We start from the raw sequence: 628 nt of genomic DNA on the forward strand, positions 1-628 counted from the left end.
TCTTCGCGGATCTTCACCCGCAAGGCGTCGAAGAACACCACCGGGTACATCGCCTCCAGCGGCCGGCCCTGCCACTCGCGCACCTCGTCCATCACCGCGTCCGTGACCTGGCTGATGAAGTCCGGCGACACTTCCGTGTTGTACATCTGCACCAGAAAAGCCTGGATCTCGCGCACGCTCATCCCCCGGGCGTACATCGCGATGATCTTGTCGTCGAACCCCGTAAAGCGCCGCTCGTGCTTGCCGATCAGCTGCGGCTCGAACTGCCCGGCCCGGTCCCGCGGGATGTCGATCCGCAGTGGCCCGTCGTCGGTGAGCACCGTCTTGCCGCTCGTGCCGTTACGCTGGTTGGCGCTCGATTCGGGCTTCTCCTCGCCCGCTGCGTAGCCCAGGTGATGGCTCAGCTCCGCCTGCAGCGCCCGCTCGATCAACGCCTTCTTGAAGCCGCGCATCACGTCCTCGACCGCCTCCGCCGTCATCGGACCTGTCACCACCTGCTCCAGCCACCGCTTGGCCTCTTCCGGCAACTCCGCAACCGCAGGCAGCGGCTGTTTCTGTTTCTTCCTTGGCATAACCATTCCTTTCCGGGACTACGTTATGCCTCAAACACAAAAATTCGGACAGGCTC

The 628-nt window shown here is 63.7% G+C and carries 1 protein-coding gene; it reads right to left on the reverse strand.

Annotated features, from left to right (window positions below; all coding sequences use genetic code 11):
- Positions 1-572, reverse strand: a 572-nt coding sequence (locus QQK25_RS23485) for a transposase (protein WP_284190122.1), incomplete at its 3' end; no start/stop codon positions are given.
- Positions 573-628 lie beyond the last annotated feature (56 nt).

Source organism: Zoogloea oryzae, assembly GCF_030161255.1.
Taxonomy (GTDB): Bacteria; Pseudomonadota; Gammaproteobacteria; order Burkholderiales; family Rhodocyclaceae; genus Zoogloea; species Zoogloea oryzae.